General features: G+C 73.3%; 9 protein-coding genes. 5 read left to right on the plus strand and 4 right to left on the minus strand.

Annotated features, from left to right (window positions below; all coding sequences use genetic code 11):
- Positions 1-5 precede the first annotated feature (5 nt).
- From C8E97_RS07845 to C8E97_RS07865, 5 genes are all read left to right on the plus strand, one after another.
- Entirely contained in the window at positions 6-4,328 is a 4,323-nt protein-coding gene (locus tag C8E97_RS07845; RefSeq protein ID WP_121003003.1) for an ATP-binding protein, read from the plus strand.
- A 203-nt stretch (positions 4,329-4,531) separates the two neighbouring features.
- Positions 4,532-9,499, plus strand: coding sequence for an NAD-glutamate dehydrogenase (locus C8E97_RS07850; protein ID WP_121003005.1), 4,968 nt, complete (start codon positions 4,532-4,534; stop codon positions 9,497-9,499).
- Positions 9,500-9,745: 246 nt separating this feature from the next.
- Complete coding sequence (locus tag C8E97_RS07855; protein WP_121003007.1) at positions 9,746-10,663, plus strand: DNA glycosylase AlkZ-like family protein; 918 nt, start codon at positions 9,746-9,748, stop codon at positions 10,661-10,663.
- A gap of 52 nt (positions 10,664-10,715) precedes the next feature.
- Positions 10,716-11,147: an acyl-CoA thioesterase gene (locus C8E97_RS07860; protein WP_121003010.1), complete on the plus strand. Its 432-nt coding sequence runs from the start codon at positions 10,716-10,718 to the stop codon at positions 11,145-11,147.
- The gene (locus C8E97_RS07865) at positions 11,140-11,766 is read left to right on the plus strand and encodes a DUF8010 domain-containing protein (protein ID WP_121003012.1); all 627 of its coding nucleotides are present in this window, start codon (positions 11,140-11,142) and stop codon (positions 11,764-11,766) included. The genes C8E97_RS07860 and C8E97_RS07865 overlap by 8 nt, the downstream gene beginning before the upstream one ends.
- A gap of 67 nt (positions 11,767-11,833) precedes the next feature.
- On the opposite strand, the gene C8E97_RS07870 is transcribed toward C8E97_RS07865, so the two are convergent.
- The 4 genes from C8E97_RS07870 to C8E97_RS07885 form a co-directional block, all read right to left on the minus strand.
- On the minus strand, positions 11,834-13,429 hold the full coding sequence (locus C8E97_RS07870) for a glycoside hydrolase family 13 protein (protein WP_121003014.1): 1,596 nt from the start codon (positions 13,427-13,429) through the stop codon (positions 11,834-11,836).
- Between the two features lie 57 nt (positions 13,430-13,486).
- Positions 13,487-13,870: a globin gene (locus C8E97_RS07875; RefSeq protein WP_121003016.1), complete on the minus strand. Its 384-nt coding sequence runs from the start codon at positions 13,868-13,870 to the stop codon at positions 13,487-13,489.
- A gap of 225 nt (positions 13,871-14,095) precedes the next feature.
- The gene (locus tag C8E97_RS07880) at positions 14,096-14,983 is read right to left on the minus strand and encodes a mechanosensitive ion channel family protein (protein WP_121003019.1); all 888 of its coding nucleotides are present in this window, start codon (positions 14,981-14,983) and stop codon (positions 14,096-14,098) included.
- Between the two features lie 35 nt (positions 14,984-15,018).
- A complete protein-coding gene (locus C8E97_RS07885) occupies positions 15,019-17,121 on the minus strand; it encodes a prolyl oligopeptidase family serine peptidase (protein WP_246018748.1) in 2,103 nt (700 codons plus the stop codon).
- Positions 17,122-17,170 lie beyond the last annotated feature (49 nt).

Below are 17,170 nucleotides of genomic sequence, written 5' to 3' on the forward strand. Positions count from 1 at the left end.
ACACCGTGGCGGCGAGGGGCGAAGCGCAGCAGGCGGACGTCGAGGTGAGCACGCTGGTCGTGCCCGCCTGGCGGCTGCGTTGGCGGGCGCCGGAGCTGGCTCTGGTGCTGGGCGAGCGCGCGGTGGCGCTCGCCTCCGCCCGTCGTGACGAGGTCGACCGGTTGCGCGCGGAGTCCCTGGTGGTCTTCGCGAGCAACCGGATGGGCCGCGGTGTCCGGGTCGCCGACCGGGCGCTCGACGCCCTGAAGGCGGCCGAGGCGGCGGCCGAGCGCGAGACCGCGTGGCAGCTGCGCGTGGAGCTGGCCGACACCGCTCGGTCGGTGGGCGCTCCGCTGACGGGGTTCGCCGCCGTCCGCCCGGTGCTGGAAGCCGAGGGGGTCCCGGAGTCGCTGCGGGCCTCGGCGCTGGTGCAGGCGGGTGAGTGCCTGGTGTCCGTGGGGCGTGGCGCGGTCCTCGCCCAAGCGTTGGAGGAGGCCGACCAGCTCTACGCGGCCGACCCGGCCCTCGACCACGACACGGAGCTGCTGCTGCGCGGTTTGCTGCGCGCGGCGGCGGCGGGCCAGCACCGGCGCTGGGGCGACCTGGACGCGGCGATCGCGGCCGGGCGTGAAGGTCTCGACCTGCTGGACCGGCTGGCGGACCCGGAGTCCGACAGCGGTCAGGTGCGCGGCGGCCTCACCGTCGAGCTGGTGTGCGCGTTGATGGACGCCAACCGGCACGCGGAGGCGTCCGAGACCGGGACGCCGCTGCTGGAACTGCCGGTCCGCGCGCCGTTGGCGGCGTCCGCGGGCTGGTTGCGCCTGGCTCTCGCGACGCGGGTGCACCTGCCCGCCGGCCGCGTGGACCAAGCGCGCGACCTGCTGCGCGACGTCGCGGACAACGCCGAACGCCACCAGTTGGACACCCTCCTCGCCGAGAGCCTGTTGGCCCTCGCGCACGTCCACGAGGTGTCCGGCGACCTGACGGAGGCGCTGGCCAACCTCCGCTCGGCGCACGCGGCGGAGCGCCGCCGGGCGCGTGCCGTGTACGCGGTGCGGGCCAGGCTGGCCGCCGAGTTCTCGGGCGTGCACCGCCAGCCCGCCGGTCTGCACGACCAGTTGGCGGCGCTGCTCCGTCAGTCGCCACGCGCGACCGCTCCGTCGGACCCGCACCTGACGCCGGAGGCCAAGCAACAACTGCGCCAGTGGCGGCCGGTCCAGGTCCACCGGGCGGAGGGGCTGCGCGTCAAGCGGACCCGCCGGGCGGCCGAGGACATGACGGTGGAGGGCATCTCCGCGGCCCGCGCCCACGCGGCCGACCGCTGGCGGCTGGTCCAGCCCTTCGGTGACACGGCAGCCGCGGCCGAGCCGCCCACCGCGTCCGGCGGCCGACGCCGAGCACCGGACACGGGCCCGCTGGCGCAGGCGACGGCCACGCCGGCCGCAGCGACCCAAGCATCGGCGATGGAAGCCGCAGCGACGCAGGCAGCGGTGACCCAGGCGGCAGCGACGCAGGCCGCAGCGACGCAGGCCGCAGCGACCCAGGCGGCAGCAACGCACGTAGCGGCGACGCCGGTGGTCCAGCCACCCGCCACGGCTCTCCCGCCCGTCACCACTCAGCCGCCTGCCGCGTCGCAGCGATCCTCCGCCACCCCGCCGAGTTCCCCCACCGACCCCGCCGTGACCTCGGCGGCCGGCGCGCCACCTGTCGGCGGCGGTACGCCCGCGGCCGCTCCGACGAGTCCGGCGACGCCCGCGACTGCTGCGGTGCCGACCGGTGCCGAGCACGTCACCCACGGTCGCCCGGAACACGCGAGGAGCGGCGAGGCCCGCCCCATCCCGCACCGGTCTCACGCGCAGACCTACCTGGAGCGGACGTTCGCCGCCCACGCCGCCGCGGACACGTCCCAACCCACGCCGCCCGTCGAGCAAGTGCCGCCATCGCCGGTGCCGTCTCCGACTCCGCCGCCGGCGACCGGCGTGGCGGATGCGGAGACGACCCATGTGTTCGCGGTGCCGCCCAGTCCCGCCGCCGGGCCTGATTTTGCGACTTTTGTCACAGAGTCGCCCGCGTCGTCGACCGCTGCTCCACCCGCAGCGGGCGCCGGGCTGCCGGAGTCGCTGCCCACCTCGGCGTACTTCCACAGCGGTTACGCGGAGCCCGCCTCGCACTCGGCCGCGAGTGGCAGTTCCACGTCCTCCGGGATTGTCGGTCGTCCCGGTCCGGAAATTCCCGGTGAAGATCTCGCGGCAGGCCCACCGCCCACCGGTGATCAAAGAATTGACGAACCGCCGGCAGGCGATTCCGCAGGTGCGGCGGCCGGTGCGGCTCGGACTGATTCCGAACGTGTCGACGATGGCCCGGAGTGGTCCGGTCCCTCCACCGCGAGCGTGCCCGCCGCCGGGTTGATCGCGGCGGCCGGTGCCGTGCGCAGCGGGCGGCGGCGTGCTGCCCGCGAGGCGGCCGGGGACGGCGGCGATGGGGCGGACGAGGGCGCCGTCGTGCCCAGGGGTTCCGACGGCGGCAGTGTGCTGGAGACGCTGAAGGCCGCCGGGCTGATCGACTCCCAGCGGGCCGGTGGGCGTCGGCGTGCTCCGGAGGCCGATGACGACGGTGCTCCGGGGAAGGGCAGCGTTCCGGTGAAGCGTGACGAGCCGGTGACCGGCGAAACCGCGGTATCGGGGGAGTTCCCGGTGTCGCGCGAGACTTCGGCAACGGGCGAGGCTCCGGTGAAGGGTGACTCTTCGGGACTGAGCGTCGATGCGGCCCGGAACGCCGATGCGGCCCGGAGCGCCGGTATCGCCGATGCGGCGCAGGGCGAGGTGGTGGAGAAGCCCGTCGAGCCCGTCCAGTGGCGGGTCGAGGCTCCGCCGCGGTTGCGCGAGGTGACGCCCGCCACCCCGGTCGACATGTTCGACTCGCCGACGATGGTGCAGCCCGCCGTCCGGGACGACGACGTTCCGCCGGTCGGCCTGGGCGCCGCGTTCGTGAAGGGGCCCGTGATCCCCACCGCGCGGACGCCCGAGCCGCCCGCCGCACCCCAGCCGCCAATCGCACCCCAACCGCCCGCCACACCCGAACCGGCCGCCGCGCGGGCACCCGAACCTGCCGTCGCGCCCGAGCCGTCGTTCATCGCGGAGCCGCCGACCGTGCCGCACGAGTCGGTCGCACCACCGCCCCCGGTCGCTCCCGCGCCGCCGGCCACGCCCCCGCAGCCCGCGCGCGAGTCGTCGACGGGTGAGCGTTCGGTGGTCCAACCGCCGGTGGCCGAGCGGCCGGTCGTCGCCGAGTCGCCGATGGTCGCCGAGTCGCCGGTCGTGGGCGAGCGCCCTGAGGTGCCCGAACGGCCGGTTGTGCCCGAGCCGCCGGTCGTGCCCGAACGGCCTGCGGTGCCCGAGCGGCCGGTCGTGCCGGAACGGCCGGTGGTGCCGGAATCGCCCGTCGTGCCCGAGCCACCCGACGAACCCGACCGGCCCGGTGTGCCGGAGCCCCACGAACCGCCGGTACCCGTGCCCGACCCGGTCCCCGGCGTGCCCGAACCCGACCAGGTGCCGCCGGTCCCGGTGCCGGACCCGGTGCCGCCGAGCCCGTTCGGGCCGTCCAGCTTCCTCGGGCACGCCGACGTCGAGGACGAGCCCGAGCACCTCGCCGCCCCGGCTCCCGCCCGTCCCGCGAGCCCCGCCCACGTGCCGGGAAGCAGCGGCCCGGACACCGGCGGCCCGGACACCAGCGCCCCGGAGACGGGCACCCCGGACACCGGCGGTCGGGACTTCGGCATCACGTACACCGGTGGACCGGACGTCGGTGCCGATGACGCGAGCGGTGCCCTGGACGCCGGCGGTAGCGACACCGGCGGCGTCGGGGGTGCGAGCGGTGCCGGGGGCGGGAGTGCTCCGGACCCCGAAGTGGAAGAGCCGTTCGTCACATCGGTCGTCGTCGGCGGCAAGGCCATCGAGCTGCCGTCGCTCGTCGAACCCACCACGCTGGCCTCCGACTCGCCGAGCGCGACGCGCGCCTCCCGCCGCCCCAAGAGCGACCTCAGCCTCGCGGAGCTGCTGGCGGAAGCCCTCGTCGCCTACGAGGCCGGCCGCCGGCAGGACGAGGCCGAGCAGGCCGACGGCCGCGACGACGCCGACCGGGCGGGCGCGGGTGAGGGGGTCGGGCCGACGGGTGCGGCGTCGGGTGGGCTCGGGCAGACTGGGCTGGCGGAGGCCGAGCGGACCGGGCCCATCGTGCCGGTGGGCGCGCCCGAGGCCGACGCCGAGACCACGGCGCCCATCCAGCGGGTGACCGGCGAGCCGCGGCGCTCGACGGGCGAGCCGCCGCGCTGGACGTTGCCCGAAAGCTGAGAATTCATTCCAGGTTTTAATGAGCCGGCCCGCGGGTAAGAAACGCGGGCCGCCAAAATAGCCGAGCGGCACGGATTTTTCCACTTTACCGCAAGTGGTTCGATTCAGTTTGCAGGGTTGCGCCGACCGGGTCGCGTTCGTCTGGTTTAGTGGTGCGCGGACCCGGCACACAGAGGTGCCGGATAGCGTGGAGTCGCCTGAACATGACCTCGACTGGAGTCCCGTCCCGATCGGAGCTCACCACCCGTCACGACGCCGGTACCGGCCGCACGGCCAGTCCCGAACAGGTCCGTGACGAATTGATCGAGCGGGCCGCCGCCAACGCCCCCGAGTTGGCCGACCTGATCCGCCTGTACTACCGCCACGTGCCCGCCGAGGAAGTCAACGAGGACGACCCGGTGGACCTGGTGGGCGCGGTGCGCTCGAACTACCAGCTCGCCGAGACCCGCGTGCCGGGCCGCGCGATGGTGCGCATCCTCAACCCGACCCGCGTGCACGACGGCTGGACCTGTCCCGCGACCGTCGTCCAGGTGGTCACCGACGACATGCCCTACCTGGTCGACTCGGTGGCCTCCGAGCTCACCCGCGGCGGCGTGCAGGTGCACCGCGTGGTCCACCCGATCGTCGTGGTGCGCCGCGACCCGGTGACCGGGGCGCTCAACGAGGTCCTCCCCACCGCGGACCCGGCCGAACCGCCGTCGGACGCGATGGCCGAGTCCTGGATGTACATCGAGGTCGACCTGCTCACCGACCCGGACCGGGCCCGTGAGCTGGAGACGAAGCTGTACACGGTCCTCAACGACGTCCGCGAGGTCGTCGAGGACACCAGCAGGATGACCGACACCGCCCTCCACCTGGCCGAACAGCTCCAGGAGTCGCCGCCGCCGCTGGACCCGGACGAGGTCGACGACGGCGCTCGGCTGCTGCGCTGGCTGGCCGCCGACCACTTCACGTTCCTCGGCTACCGCCGGTACGAGCTGGTCCGCGACGACCCGGCCACGGACGGCGAGCCTGCCCTGCGCGCGGTCCTCGCCAGCGGGCTGGGCGTGCTCAGACAGGACAGCCTCGCGGCGCGCAGCCTCACCGCGGGGCCGGACGCGGGCGCGCAGGCCCTCTCGCGCGAGCTGCTGGTGCTGACGCAGGCGAGCGCCCAGTCCAGCGTGCACCGCTCGGTCTACCCGTACTACGTGGGCGTCAAGACGTTCGACGCCGACGGCAACGTGACCGGCGAGCACCGGTTCCTCGGCGTGTTCTCCACGACCGCCCTGCACGAGGACGTGCTGGACATCCCGGCCGTCGAGCGCCGCGTCCGCGCCGTCATCCACCGCGCCGGCTTCCCGCTGCACTCCTACTCGGGGCAGCGGATGCTGGAGGTGATCCAGAACTACCCGCGCACCGAGCTGTTCTCCGTCGACACCGACACGCTGTACCAGACCGTGGCGGGCGTGATCGCGCTGGCCGAACGGCGCAGGCTGCGGCTGTTCCTGCGCCGCGACCCGTACGGGCGGTTCTACTCGTGCCTGGTCTACCTGCCGCGCGACCGCTACACCACGACCTCGCGGCTGGCCATGCAGGAGATCCTGATCGACCAGCTCGGCGGCGTGAATCTGGAGTACTCGGCGCGCGTGGGCGAGTCCGCGCTGGCCCGCGTGCACTTCACGGTGCACACCGACCCGCAGCGCCAGACCGAGCCGGACACCGCGCACATCCAGCTGCTGCTGGCCGAGGCGGTCCGCTCGTGGGACGACCGCATGGTCGAGGCCGTGCTGGACGGGCAGTCCGACGGCACCGGCGCGCTGGGCGCGGAGTCGGCCTCCGAGCAGGGCCAGCGGTTCGCCGCGGCGTTCCCGGAGGCGTACAAGGAGGACTTCACCGCCGCCGAGGGGCTGGCGGACTTCCGGCGCATCGAGGCGTTGGGCCAAGGCGACCTGGACATGGTGTTCTACGTGCCGCGCGACGCCGAGCCGGGTGAGCGGCGGTTCAAGCTGTTCCTCGTGGGCGCGCGGATCACGCTGTCCGACGTGCTGCCGATGCTCCAGCGCATGGGCGTGGTCGTGGTGGACGAGCGCCCGTACGAACTGGTCCGCGAGGACGGCGTGGAGTGCTGGATCTACGACTTCGGCCTGCGCATCGACCAGGTGACGCTGGACAAGCTGTCGGCGGAGGACCTGGAGTCGGTGCGCACCCGGTTCCAGGACGCGTTCGCCGCCGCGTGGCGCGGTGAGGCGGAGGTCGACGGGTTCAACACCCTGGTGCTCAAGGCGGGCGTCACGTGGCAGCAGGCCGCGATGCTGCGGGCCTACGCCAAGTACCTGCGCCAGGCGGGCACCCCGTACAGCCAGGACTACATCGAGGACGCCGTCCTCGGGCACACCGAGGTCGCCACGGCCCTGGTGCGCCTGTTCGAGGCCCGGTTCGACCCGGCGCTGGAGGAGGCGCAGCGCGCCACCCGGACCGAGATGCTGGCCGGCGAGATCACGGCCCTCATCGACGACGTCACGAGCCTGGACGCGGACCGCATCCTGCGCAGCCTGCTCACCCTGGTGCAGGCCACGCTGCGCACGAACTACTTCGTGCGCGACGCCGACGGCAGGCCGCGCCCGTACCTGGCGGTGAAGTTGGACCCGCGCGCGATCCCGGAGCTGCCGCAGCCCCGGCCGCGGTTCGAGATCTTCGTGTACTCGCCGCGCATCGAGGGCGTCCACCTGCGGTTCGGCCCGGTCGCGCGCGGCGGCCTGCGCTGGTCCGACCGCCGCGAGGACTTCCGCACCGAGATCCTGGGCCTGGTGAAGGCGCAGGCGGTGAAGAACGCGGTCATCGTGCCGGTGGGCGCCAAGGGCGGGTTCGTGGTGAAGCGACCGCCGTCGCCGACGGGCGACCCCGGCCTGGACCGCGAGGCGTTCCTCGCCGAGGGCGTCGCCTGCTACCGGCAGTTCATCTCGGGCCTGCTGGACCTGACCGACAACCTCAGCTCGGGCACGGTCATCCCCGCGCCGCAGGTCGTGCGGCACGACGGCGACGACACGTACCTGGTGGTCGCGGCGGACAAGGGCACGGCCGCGTTCTCCGACATCGCCAACGAGGTCTCCCGCTCCTACGGCTTCTGGCTCGGCGACGCCTTCGCGTCCGGCGGGTCGGTCGGCTACGACCACAAGGCGATGGGCATCACCGCCAAGGGCGCGTGGGAGAGCGTGAAGCGGCACTTCCGCGAGCTGGGCACCGACACCCAGACCGAGGAGTTCACCGTCGTCGGCGTCGGCGACATGTCCGGCGACGTGTTCGGCAACGGGATGTTGCTGTCCGAGCACATCCGCCTGGTCGCCGCGTTCGACCACCGGCACATCTTCATCGACCCGAACCCGGTGGCCGCCGCGTCCTACGCGGAGCGCAAGCGCCTGTTCGAGCTGCCCCGCTCGTCGTGGGACGACTACGACCGCACGCTGGTCAGCGCGGGCGGTGGTGTGTGGCCGCGCACGGCGAAGTCCATCCCGGTCAGCCCGGAGGCGCGCGCGGCGCTGGGCCTGCCCGAGGGCGTGGTGAAGCTGTCGCCGCAGGAGCTGATGAAGGCGATCCTGCTCGCGCCGGTGGACCTGCTGTGGAACGGCGGCATCGGCACCTACGTGAAGGCGTCCTCGGAGTCGCACGCCGAGGTGGGCGACAAGGCGAACGACGCCATCCGCGTCAACGGCGCGGACCTGCGGGTGAAGGTCGTCGGCGAGGGCGGCAACCTGGGCCTGACCCAGCGCGGCCGGATCGAGTTCGCCCGCGCGGGCGGCAAGGTCAACACCGACGCGCTGGACAACTCGGCGGGCGTGGACTGCTCCGACCACGAGGTGAACATCAAGATCCTGCTGGACGAGCTGGTCCGCGACGGCAGGCTCGACCAGGACCAGCGGAACGAGCTGCTCGGCCAGATGACCGACGAGGTCGGCGAGCTGGTGCTGGCCGACAACTACTCGCAGAACCTCGTGCTGGGCGTCTCGCGCGCCCACGCCGCGCCGATGCTGTCGGTGCACGCGCGCCTGGTGGCCGACCTCGAGCAGCGCGGCGTGCTGGACCGCTCGCTGGAGGCGCTGCCGTCGGCGGCCGAGTTCAAGGCGCGGGAGAAGGCGGGCGAGGGCCTGACCTCGCCGGAGCTGGCGACCATGCTGGCGCACGTGAAGCTGGCGCTGAAGGAGGAGGTGCTGGCGAGCGACCTGCCGACGATCGACGTCATGGCGCGCAAGCTGCCGGACTACTTCCCGAGCGAGCTGCGCGAGCGGTTCGGCGACGCGATCGGCAGCCACCCGCTCGCCCGCGAGATCATCACGACGGTGCTGGTCAACGAGGTCGTGGACGGCGGCGGCGTGTCGTACGCGTTCCGGCTGGCCGAGGAGATCAGCGCGTCGGCGACCGACGCCGTGCGCGCCTACACGATCGTGACGGCGATCTTCGACCTGCCGTCGCTGTGGCGGGACATCCGCGCGCTGGACAACGTCATCCCGACCGACGTGCAGGACGACATGCTGCTGGAGACGCGCCGCCTGCTGGACCGGGCGTCGCGGTGGCTGCTGACCAACCGCCCGCAGCCGCTGGCCGTCGGCTCGACCATCAGCCGGTTCGCGGGCGTGGTCGGCGAACTCGCGCCGAAGGTCCTGGACCTGCTCCAGGGCCGGGAGAAGGAGTCGGTGGTCGCGCACGTCGAGCGGCTGGTCGCGGCCGGTGTGCCGGTGGAGCTGGCGCGTCGCGTCGCGGCGCTGCTGTTCACCTACGGGCTGCTGGACGTGACCGAGGTCGCCGAGCTGGCGGAGCGCGAGGAGGGCCTGGGCGCGGGTCCGGAGCGCTCGCACCTGGAGACGGCCGAGCTGTACTTCGCGCTGTCGGACCACCTGGACGTGGACCGGATGCTCAGCTCGGTCAGCGGCCTGGAGCGCCTGAACCGCTGGCACGCGCTGGCGCGGCTGGCGCTGCGGGACGACTTCTACTCGTCGCTGCGGGCCATCACGATCGATGTGCTGCGGTCGAGCGAGCCGGGTGACCCGGCGGCCGAGAAGATCGCGGTGTGGGAGCAGGCCAACGCCTCCCGGCTGGGCCGGGCGCGTGCGGCGCTCGCGGAGATCAACCGGGTCAACCGGCTGGACCTGGCGACGCTGTCGGTGGCGGCGCGGCAGGTGCGCAGCCTGATCCGCTAGTGGTCGCGTCGAGGGGCCGGGTCCCGCGGGGCCCGGCCCCTCGACGCGTCCGGGGTGGCCACGGGGCGCGTTCACCCGCGCGGCCGACCTCGGCGTCGACCCGGTGCGCCTGCCGGCCCCCGGAGCGCGGCGAGGTCGTCGGTGACGCCCTGGTGCCTCCGGACACGACCGCGTGGTGGCGCCGGCCGTAGAGTCATCCGATGTGACAGCACGTTCGGGTGACTCCGCAGGCCGGGCGGGGCCGCGGTGACGGTCCTCGCGCAGCGGATGCGCGCCCAGCGCCTCTCGTGGCGCGCGAGCACCCTGGACGAGCTGCTGGACTCCGTGCTCGCCCTCCAGGCGCAGGACGTGCCGGCGCTGCGGCTGGCCGCGCGGGCGCGCGGCGTCGAGTCGCTGGACGGCGACGTCGTGCGGACCTGGGCCATGCGGGGGACGCTGCACCTGCTGCGCCGCGAGGACCTCTGGGTCGTCGGCCTGCTGGGACCGGTGTTCGCCGCGGCGGGCCGCCGCCGTCGGGAGCAGCTGGGCCTGACCGACGACCTGTGCGCGCGGGCGCTGCCCGCGCTCCGCGAGGTGCTCACCGGACCGCTGGACCGGGCCGCCGTCGTGGCGCGGCTGGCCGAGGTCGGCGTCGTGCTCGACCCGAAGTCGCAGGCGCCCGCGCACCTGCTGGCGTTCGCGGCGCACCACGGCGTGCTGTGCCGGGGGCTGGACGACACCTACCGGCTGCTCGGCGACGTGCCCGAGCCGGGCACCGCGGACCGGCTCTGGCGGCGCTACCGGCGTGCGTACGGACCGGCCGGCGTCGACGACTTCGCGGCCTGGAGCGGCCTGCCCAAGCGCCTCCTCCGCGACCTGCCGGAGGTCGCCCACGACCCCGCCGAGCCCGTGGGCGCGGTCCGGATGCTCGGGCACTTCGACACCTACCTGCTCGGCTACCGCGACCGGTCGCTCGCGCTCGAACCAGGGTTCGCGCCGCTCGTCCAGACCGGCGGCGGCTTCCTCACCCCGCACGTCGTGGTCGACGGCCGGGTCGTCGCGACCTGGCGGCGCGCCGGCGACGGGTTCGAGGTGCGCCCCTTCGGCGACCGCCCGGACCTCCGGCGGGAGGCCGCCGACCTGGGCCGGTTCCTCGGCGTGGGTGCCGACTTAACCTGGCGGTAGCACGCCGATAGGGTCATCGCCACTCGGGACAACGGCAGGAGGCGCGTTCAAGTTGGGTGTGTTCGTCACGGGTGTGCGTCCGCGCTGGTCGGACATGGACGCGTTCGGCCACGTCAACCACGCCAACACGGTGACCCTCCTGGAAGAGGCCCGGATAGACCTGCTGTTCACGGAGGCCGCCCGGCACGGCGTGCCGGAGATGGCGCACGGCGTGGTGGTGGCCCGCCTGGTCGTGGACTACCTGGCGCCGCTGGTGTTCACCGGCGACGAGATCGTGGTCGAGATGTCCGTGCGGGAACTGAAGTCGGCCTCGTTCACGTTGGACTACTCGGTGCGCAACGGGCGGCGCGAGGGCAGCCCGGTCGTGGCCACCGCGGAGACCCTCATGGTCCCCTACAACCTGACGGCCGGGCGTCCGCGCCGTCTCCTCGAAGCCGAGCGCGATTTCCTCGCGGGCTGGAGAGCCGGAGGTAACGGTGCCTGAACTGGTCCTCGCCGACCCCGCCGAGCGGGACGACCTCGGCGCGTTCGTCGCGCGCGCGGTGCGCCTGGACGCGCAGACCGTGGTGCGGCTGCGCAACCGGCCGGCCGGCGACCTGCTGGACGCCTGGGTGGCCACGCCCTTCGACGCCCTGGCCACCCGGACCGTGGCCGGCCGCGTCACGCCCGGCGACGTCACGGTCTCCGGGAGCGACCTGCTCACCGGCCTGGCCGTGGTGCGCAGCGCGACCGTCGACCCCGGTCCGGCCCGCGACCTGATGTGGCGCTCGGCGCTGCCGCCCGCGGACGGCTGGCTGCCGGTCGACCGCCTGCCCGGCGCCGTGGTCTCCGAACTCGCCGAGCAGGGCGTCACGGTGGCCCGCGAGAACACCGGCCCGCACGGCACCCCGCCGGCGTCGCTGCTGGACCAGACGGTGCTCACGGTCAGCGGGTCGGGGCTCGACGTGAAGGTGCCGCTGCGCTGCCTGTTCGCGCTGTCCGGCATGGGCTTCCTGGGCGGCGACGACGTGCGCGTCACGGCGACGGACTCGTGGCTGCGCATCGACGCCCGGTTCGGCGCGGTGGTCCGCCGCCGCCACTCCATGCTGCCCCTGCTGGTCTGACCACGAGACCGCGAACGGACGAGGCCCCGACCGGGCGCACCGGTCGGGGCCTCGTCCGCGTCGCGGCTCAGACCAGCCAGACGGCCGTGTCCGGCGGGAGCTGGTCGCCGTCCATCGGCCCGCTGGACAGCAGCACCTCACCCGGCGGCAGCGGCACCGGCGCACCCGAGGTGTTCAGCGCGCAGATCAGGCCACCGCCCTTGCGGCGGAAGGCGAAGCACCCGGCGGGCGCGCCGTACCACTCGACCTCCTCGCCGCCCATCGCGCGGTGCGTCCGGCGCAGCTCGACGGCGTGCCGGTACAGCGACAGCATCGACTCGGGGTCCTCCAGCTGCGACTCGGCCGTCAGCGCCGCCCACTCGGTCGGCTGGGGCAGCCACGCCCCCGTGCCGGAGGAGAAGCCGAACGGCGGCGCGTCGCCCTCCCAGGGCAGCGGGACGCGGCAGCCGTCCCGACCCCGCTCGGTGTGGCCGGAACGCAGCCAGGTGGGGTCCTGGAGGGCCCAATCGGGCAGCTCCACGTTCGGCAGGCCCAGCTCCTCGCCGTTGTACAGGTAGACCACGCCGGGCAGCGCCAGCTCCACCAGCGCCATCGCGCGGGCCCGGCGGACGCCCAGCGCGCCGCCGCCGTACCGCGTCACGTGCCGGGTCACGTCGTGGTTGGACAGCGTCCACGTGGCCGGCGTCCGGTACGGCTGGACCGCCGCCAGCGAGTGCTCGATGGCGCTCCGCACGGCGTCCGCGTCGAACGGCGCCTCCACCAGCCGGAAGTTGAAGCCGAGGTGCAGCTCGTCGGGTCGGATGTACCGGGCGAACCGCTCGTCGTCCCGCACCCAGATCTCGCCGACGGTCATCCGGCCGGGGTACTCGTCGACGACCTTGCGGATCAGCCGGTGCACGTCGTGCACGGCGTCGTTGTCGAACCGGGGGTCGAGGGCGTTGTCGTGCAGCACGCCGGACCCGTGGACGACCCGCGGGTCCAGGTCGGGCAGCCCGGCCGGCTTGGCCATGCCGTGCGCGACGTCGATGCGGAACCCGTCCACCCCGCGGTCGAGCCAGAACCGGAGGGTCCGGACCAGGTCGGCGGAGACCTCCGGGTTCTCCCAGTTCAGGTCGGGCTGCTCGGGCGCGAACAGGTGGAGGTACCACTGGCCGTCGGGCACGCGCGTCCAGGCGGGCCCGCCGAACGCGCTGGTCCAGTTGTTCGGCGGCTGCGCACCGTCGTACCCCTGGCCGTCCCGGAAGAAGTACCGGTCCCGCTCGGGGCTGCCGGGCGCGGACCGCAGCGCGGCCTGGAACCACTCGTGCCGGTCGCTGGTGTGGTTGGGGACGAGGTCGACGGTGACGCGCAGCTTGTGCTCGTGCGCCTCGGCGACCAGCCGGTCGAACGCGGCGAGGTCGCCGAACAACGGGTCGACGCCACGAGGGTCGGCCACGTCGTAGCCGTGGTCGGCCATCGGCGACGGGTAGAACGGCGTCAGCCACAACGCGTCGACGCCGAGCAGTTCGAGGTACCCCAGCCGAGACCGGATGCCGTCCAGGTCACCGACGCCGTCCCCGTTGGAGTCGGCGAACGACCGGACGTAGACCTGGTAGAAGACGGCGTCGCGCCACCAGGCGGACTCGTCGGCGATCTCTGGTTGGAGGTCGGAGGATCGTCGCACGAGACGTCATCCTGCCACCCGCACCGACCGGCACGTCCCCGTTCGGGTGATCAACAATCAAGCCCAGGCGTTCATCAGGCTGTTCGCGGCCATCTCCAGGTACGCCCATAGCTGGTCACGGTGCTCGGGCGTGAGATCCGCCTCGTCCACGGCGACCTTCATGCAGCGCAGCCAGGCGTCCCGCTCCACGGGACCGATGACGAACGGCGCGTGCCGCATCCGCAGCCGGGGGTGCCCGCGCTGGTCGGAATACGTGTGGGGCCCACCCCAGTACTGCATGAGAAACAGCCGGAACCGCTCTTCGGCAGGCCCCAGGTCCTCTTCGGGGTAGAGGGGGCGCAACACCGGATCGTCGGCCACCTGCTCGTAGAACCGGGCGACGATCTTGTGAAACGTCTCGTACCCACCCACCGCTTCGTAGAAGTTCTCGGGACTGCTCACCCCACCATCCTGCCTTGCGCAACACCCGTGGTCGACCCGCCCCCACCCGGCCCGGACTTCACCCGAGCGTGTCATCCCCGCAGGGCCGGCCGAGGGTGGTGGTCTTCGACCAGGCCATACGGGGATGACACGCGGTGCTCTCGCCCGTCCGGCGAGGACGCTTCTCAAGCCCTTACAGACGCTCTTGCAGACGAGCTTCAAGCTCTACGAACGCGCTCCACACCCTCACGAACTCTTCAACGAGATCCCCGCGTCCTCCAACGCCGGCATCAGCTTCGCCCGCAACGCGCGCTGCACGGCCCACTGCCGCCCCGGCCGGACCTTCACCGTGACCCTCATGGTGATGCCCTCCGGCGTGACCTTCTCCACCCCGAGCACCTGCGGCTTGTCGATGACGTCCTTCTCCAGTGGCTCCTCGGCCACCGCGCCGTCCACCGCCGAGGTCAGCACCTCGGTCGCCGAGGCCAGGTTCGCCCCGTACGCCAGCGGCAGGTCCACGACAGCCACCGCGAAGCCCTGCGACGAGTTGCCCACCCGCAGGATCTCGCCGTTGCGGACGTACCAGACCGTGCCGTTGGTGTCGCGGATCGTGGTGATGCGCATCCCGACCGACTCCACGGTCCCGGTGGCCGGACCGAGGTCCACCACGTCACCCACGCCGTACTGGTCCTCCAGCATCATGAACATGCCGGACAGGAAGTCCTTGACCAGGTTCTGCGCGCCGAAACCGATCGCCACGCCGAGCACGCCCGCCGAGGTCAGGATCGGGGTGACGTCCATGTCCAGCTCGGTGAGCACCTGGAGGAACGCCACCCCGAACACGACGAACGTGACGATCGACTTCAGCACCGAGCCGATGGTCTTGGCCCGCTGCTCGCGCCGCTCCGAGACCAGCACGCCGAACGCCTGCGGCGCGCGCTCCCGCAGGGGCCGCAGCAGCTTCGGCTTCCGGCCCTCCGCCGAGCCCCTGGTGAGCCGATCGATCAGCCGCCGCAGCAGGAACCGGACCACGACGGCGATGAGCACCGTCAGCACGATCCGCAACGCGCCTTCGGCGATCTTCGGCCCGTTGAGCACCCACCAATCGACCGCCAACGTCGACTCCACGTCCACCTACCCGTTCCTCCTCGGTACCCACGAATGATCTCTCAGGCGAACTCCAGCCCGGTGGCGCCGGCCAGGAAGGTCAACTGGTCCACGGCCAGCCCCACCGATCGGCTCACCGACCGTCCCGCGTGTCCCACCTCGGTCTCCCGGCGCAACAGCACGGGGTGCTTCGTCGGGTCGCTCGCCGTCGCGTGCTGTAGCGCGGCGCACATCTTGCGGGCGTGGTTGGGGTCCACGCGGCTGTCCGACTCGAACACCGTGAACAGCACCGAAGGGTACTCAACACCGGGCCGCACCCGGTGGTACGGGGAGTAGGACAGCAGCCACGCCAGCTCTTCCGGCACCGACGCGCTGCCGTACTCCTCCGCCCACAGCCGTCCGAGCAGGAAGTTCTCGTACCGCACCATGTCCAGCAGTGGCGCCGAGCACACCACGGCCGCGTACAGCTCCGGGCGCTGGGTCAGGGCCGCGCCCACGAGCAGCCCGCCGTTGGAGCCGCCCGTGATCGCGAGCTGCTGCGGCGTGGTCCAGCCGTCGGCCACGAGCTTCTCCGCCGCCGCGTGGAAGTCGTCGAACACGTTCTGCTTGCGCTCGCGCATCCCGGCCCGGTGCCACTCCTCGCCCTCCTCGTCGCCGCCGCGCAGCGAGGCGTGCACCCACACCCCGCCCGCCTCCACCCAGGCGAGGGCGGTGGCCTGGTAACCGGGGCCGCGGCCGACCGCGAAGCCGCCGTAGCCGGTGAGCAGGGTGGGGCGCGGCAGGTCGGGGCGCCGCTCGCCGGAGACGACGAACATCCGGACGGTGGTCCCGTCGAGGGACGTGTAGGGGATCTGCTGGGTGGTCACGGCGGGCAGCTCGACCGCGCCCGGCGCGGCGGCGTGCAAGGTGGTCCGGTGGTCCGACAGGGAGAACCGGTACACCGACAGCGGGGTCACGAAGTCGGAGAACCCGAACCACAGGACGTCCCGGTCGGTGTCGGTCGCCCGGTCCACGGTGGACCAGCCGTGCAGCGACCCGGTGCCGGGCAACGGGATCTCGCCCCGGTGCTCGCCGGTCGCCGCGTCGTGCAGGTGCAGCTCGGACACCGCGTGCCGCGTGCGCAGCAGCACCAGCGAGCCGTCCAGCCAGGTCGCCCCGTCCAGCACCGAGTCGGGTTGCTCGGGCACGAGCTCGGTCCAGTCGGCGGGGTCGGCCGGGTCCTCCGGGTCCGTGACGCACAGCCGGAAGCGCGGCGCGTCGAGGCTGGTGCGCAGGTAGAGGCGGCCGTCCTCGACCCGAGCCGAGCACTGCGCGCCCCGGTCGACCGTGATCACCGGCCGGAGCTCGCCGGTCCCGTGCAGGTCCGCGATCCACACCGAGTCCCGCCGCACCGTGCCCGGCGCGCCGTTGACGATCAGCCAGCGGCCGTCCTCGGTGACGGACAGGCCGTAGTAGTACGTGTGGTCCAGCCCGTCGCCGTGCACGTTCACGTCGGTCGACGGGTCGGTGCCGACGCGGTGCCGCCACACCCGGCGGTGGAACTGGCGCTCGTCCTCGGGCACCAGCTCCGGGTCGACCCGGCGGACGTAGAAGAACTCCTCGCCGCCGGGCAACCACCCGACGGGGGAGTAGCGGCACCGGTCGATGGGTCCCTCGACCAGGTCGCCGGTGGCCACGTCCAGGACGTGCAGCAGCGAGTGCTCGTCGCCGCCCACGGAGACCTGGTAGGCGAGCCGGGTGCCCTCTACGGAGGGTGACCACCGGTCGAGGGTGGTGCGACCGGAGGGGTCGAGCGCGCCCACGTCCAGCAGGACGCGTTCGACGCCGTCCTCCAGGACGTGGAGGACCGGGTGGTCCTGGTCGGGTCCGCGGCGGGTGTAGAACGCGCGCCCGGCGCGCCACACCGGCGTGCCGACGGCGCCGGTGCGCATGAGTTCCGCCAGGCGAGCGCCCAGCGGCGCACGTCCCGGCAGCGCGTCGAGCCAGTCGCGGGCCAGGGTGTCCTGGGCCGCGGACCACTCGGCGGTACGGGGGTCGGAGGGGTCCTCCAGCCAGCGGTAGGGGTCGGCCACCGGATGTCCGTGCAGGCGCTCGACCAGGTCGAGCCGCTCCGCGGCGGGGTAGGTGGCTGGCGCGGGCAGGGCCGCGGGGGAAGGCTCGGTCACCTCACCGAGAGTAGCGCGCCAACTGAAAACCATGTCCGATAGGGAGGTG

Origin of the sequence: Saccharothrix australiensis, assembly GCF_003634935.1 — a bacterium.
In the GTDB taxonomy this organism is placed as follows: domain Bacteria; phylum Actinomycetota; class Actinomycetes; order Mycobacteriales; family Pseudonocardiaceae; genus Actinosynnema; species Actinosynnema australiense.